Here is a 3833-nt window from a genome sequence, read left to right as displayed (position 1 = left end):
GACGAAGAACAGGAGCGAAAAGGACCAAAAAATCGCCCAAAGCACACACGAAAACGGATACATCAAGCCAAGAAAAACTTTTTGGAGAAATTCAAAACAGCTTCTTATTGTTAGTAATCTTTTCCACCTCCGCCTTCGCGCAGAAGGTGGAACACGGAGTGTTAGTCGGCGGAGGTATCGGATTCCCCATGCAGGACAGCAAGCAACTTATTCCGCCTACCAACGAATTACGCTACGACCATAACCTGAAAAGAAACGGGATGATAGGGTACCGCTTACGCTTCCTGCCCCAGCAGAAACACTTCTTCGACCTCGACCTTACCATCGGATTCCAAGGTATGAGCACACAAAAATACGTGCCGTTCCTTTCTAAACAAGACGGCACTTACACCGGCAATGAAGGAGATGAGTTCAGCGAGTTCGTCATGCCCGTATCCATAGCTGCCAGCTGGAACTACCGCATCACCGGGAAGTTCTTCTTCGGGCTGGGTATGGCTCCTACCCTCTATGTACGCCCGCAAGCCGTATTCGACCTGCCCGTACTGGCAAAGATAGGCTACCGCGCAGGAAAGCATTGCGAGCTTGCCCTCTCCTACCAATACGGATGCCTCGATGTGCTGAAGCATTTCAACAAAGGGGCGGCAAACGGACGCAAAGGGCATCTGTCCGACCTCATGCTCTCCGTGTACGTTCCTTTCTGATGCAAAGACTGATATAAATTTAAATGAATATCCGCATTTTGCACAATTAGCTGTAGGAGCGTATCTTAAAGACATCCGCATGGATAAGTTGGTGCATTCGGGCGTATGCGATACGCCCCTACATGGGATGTTTGCGGATATTCAAATAACTTTAAAAGCAATCTGCATTTCAAAGATGCGAAATAAAGGCAAGCCCCTTCCCTTTCCCCGCTAAAAGAAACCGGAAGTGCCTGCCCCAACCACCTAAAAAGAAAGGAGGTGAGTGCGAAGATAGAAATAAAAGAAACCAAAAACAAACAACAATACACTTTAATAGTAAAGAATAGTGAAGAACATACATAACAATCCATTCAAAACAACCATTACATCATTATGAACATAAAATTATCCATTATACTCATACTGTCTCTTCTAAATATCCTGCCAATAGCAGCCCAACAAGTAAAGTTTGGCGTAGAAGCCGGAGCAAACCTGTCACACTATCTGGCAAGTCAAAAGCATACGGCAGAACAAACAGGAGGAATGAAAGCCGGGTTCCAAGTAGGGGCAACCGTCGACTATGAGTTCAAAAAACATTGGACACTTTCATCCGGACTGACACTTTTACAGAACCGGAGCACCATGAAATTCTCGCCTTACATGGTGACACATTTTCCTAAGACAGACACTAAAATAAACAACCTGATCCTGCCCCTCAAGATAGGTTATAACTTCCACATTACCGAGCGTTTCTGCCTGATGCCGTCTATCGGCCTTTATGCAGCATACGGCTTCAGCGCAGGAAATTCCTCGCTGGAAATTGTACAGCCCGATGGAGAAGGTGCACGCACGGAAACACACCAATGGAATCCGATGAAAGGATATTCGTACCCCGTCGAAGGAAGCCCGAACAATGCACATGCCCTTCTCACTCCTTTCCGCCACTGGGAATATGGAGGAACTGCCGGACTGAAAGCAATCATAGCCGAACATTACACCGTCAGTTTCAATTACATGGTAGGCATCAAACAGGTGCACGACCTGTTAGGATTGCGGAACTCTAATTTCCAACTGAATATCGGATACCGGTTTTAAACGGCATACCTTTTTGATGCGATAATGCCCAAGCGCAATCTGCACGCTCTCCACAGAAGAAACAGATTGCGCTGGCTTCGTATTTCAAAAAGACAACGATTCAAACATGCCTTTTGATGAACACAAGTGAGTTCGCCGTTTAACGATGCACATGAGTACAATAAAGAGCATTTCTTGAAAAGACAGATGGAAAACTGATGGAAAACATGAAGAAAAATGAAAAATTTCGGTGGAAAGTATTGCAGATTCAAAAAATAGTCATACCTTTGCAACGCATTTGAGAAACACAAGTGTAACAACCAATGGTTCCTTGGATGAGTGGCTTAGTCAGCGGTCTGCAAAACCGTGCACGGCGGTTCGAATCCGCCAGGAACCTCAAAGCATGAAGGTCGGCTGAATGTTCAGCCGGCCTTTTTTTCGTTAACCGTAAAAGAAATAAAACCTAACCCTAAAAAACTATCGAGCATGAAAACATTCGTATGCGCCGTATGCCTGCTTCTTGCCGCCTGCTGCACCCTTTCCACTCATGCGCAAACGCGCTATTCGCAACGCATGGCGGAATCGCAAGGCAAACAATGGACACACGGCAAATCGTGGGACTACGTGAACGGGCTGGTAGCCAAGTCGCTCCTGAACCTTTGCGAGCAATATCGGTATGCCGACTGGACTGCCGACTATTACCAATGGGCTAAAGACTATGCTGATAACGCCATCAATCCCGACGGCACCTTCAAGAACTTCAAGAAAGGGAACATCGACAACATCAATTCGGGCAAGGTGCTCTTCGCCCTTTACCGCCACGAAAAAGCCTTGGACGAGCAGAACGGCACGCACAATGCCGACCGCTACAAAAAGGCTGCCGACTGGCTTCGGAATTACCTGGTGAACGACTATTCGCGTATCCAGACAGGCGATGCCAAAGGATGTTTCTTCCATAAAGATATCTATCCGGGACAGATGTGGCTGGACGGTCTCTATATGGGAGCCGCCTTCTATGCCGAATGGCAAGCCAACTTCGACCCCAACAATACAAAGGCATGGACCGACATTGCGCACCAGTTCAAGACCATCGCCCACCATACCTACGATGCCGGCAAGCAATTGTATTATCACGCATGGTCTGCCAATCCCGAAGACGCCAACTCGTTCTGGGCAAACAAGACTGAACCTCACAAAGGCTGCTCCAAAGAGTTCTGGGGACGGGGCATGGGCTGGTATTTCGCCGCACTGGTCGACGTGCTGGAAGTGATGCCCCAGTCGCACCCCGACTACAATGAGCTGAAGACCATCGTAAATACCGTAGCCAAGGGACTGGCACACTGGCAAGACCGGGAGAGCGGCGTATGGTACCAATTGCTGCAATACGACGACTCGTTCGTAAGCCGATGCGGTATCGCCAATTACCTGGAGTCCTCGGCTTCGAGCATGTTTACCTACGCTTATCTGAAAGGCATCCGCCTCGGCATCCTGCCCGAAAGCTATAAGGACGTAGCCGAAAAGGCATACCAAGGATTGCTGAAAACCTTTGTCACCACCAACGAAGACGGCACCATTAACCTGAACCAAAGTTGCCGTTCGGCAGGATTGGGTCCGGCAAAAGATCCCTCGCGCGACGGTACACCCGACTATTACCTGTGCGGTAAAGACGTAACCATCGTAAACAATGAAGGCAAAGCCATCGGCCCTTTCATCATGGCTTGCCTGGAATACGAATTAGTGAAATAAGTTTATCATTTTTCACCACAGAGGACACAGAGCCTTTTAAATTTTTATGAATTCCGCAAAATGCCCATAGTATAAGAGGAAGTTAAAAGAAGTTATACCTTCGGCAGGAGTTAAAAGCCAATAGTCTTGCTATGGCTTCCATGAACTAATGTATTGGCTTCTAACTCCTTTTAACTCCCTGAAATAAATCCTTTTAACTCCTTGTTGGGAAAATACGGATATTCAATTATTCAAGTTTCGCAAGTTCAACTTGCAGCTTTTAATCTATAAATGTCGCAAATATGTTTCATATCTTCCTCCCTGTTGATGATAGCCTGATAGATATCTTCGTCA

Annotated in this window: 3 protein-coding genes and 1 tRNA gene; all 4 read left to right on the top strand. The window is 47.0% G+C overall.

What is annotated here, in order from left to right:
* The first annotated feature begins 107 nt into the window (after positions 1-107).
* The 4 genes from B5F78_RS16105 (at position 108) to B5F78_RS16090 (ending at position 3500) form a co-directional block, all read left to right on the top strand.
* On the top strand, positions 108-701 hold the full coding sequence (locus B5F78_RS16105) for a hypothetical protein (protein WP_239473505.1): 594 nt from the start codon (positions 108-110) through the stop codon (positions 699-701).
* A 372-nt stretch (positions 702-1073) separates the two neighbouring features.
* Complete coding sequence (locus tag B5F78_RS16100) at positions 1074-1775, top strand: outer membrane beta-barrel protein (protein WP_087407220.1); 702 nt, start codon at positions 1074-1076, stop codon at positions 1773-1775.
* A gap of 304 nt (positions 1776-2079) precedes the next feature.
* A tRNA-Cys gene (locus tag B5F78_RS16095) sits at positions 2080-2151 on the top strand.
* A gap of 89 nt (positions 2152-2240) precedes the next feature.
* Positions 2241-3500: a glycoside hydrolase family 88/105 protein gene (locus B5F78_RS16090; protein ID WP_087407219.1), complete on the top strand. Its 1260-nt coding sequence runs from the start codon at positions 2241-2243 to the stop codon at positions 3498-3500.
* Positions 3501-3833 lie beyond the last annotated feature (333 nt).

The sequence above is a fragment of the Bacteroides sp. An279 genome, assembly GCF_002159615.1.
Classification (GTDB): domain Bacteria; phylum Bacteroidota; class Bacteroidia; order Bacteroidales; family Bacteroidaceae; genus Phocaeicola; species Phocaeicola intestinalis.
The sequence above is the reverse complement of the archived record's forward strand: the minus strand, read 5'-3'. Positions and strand labels throughout refer to the sequence as shown.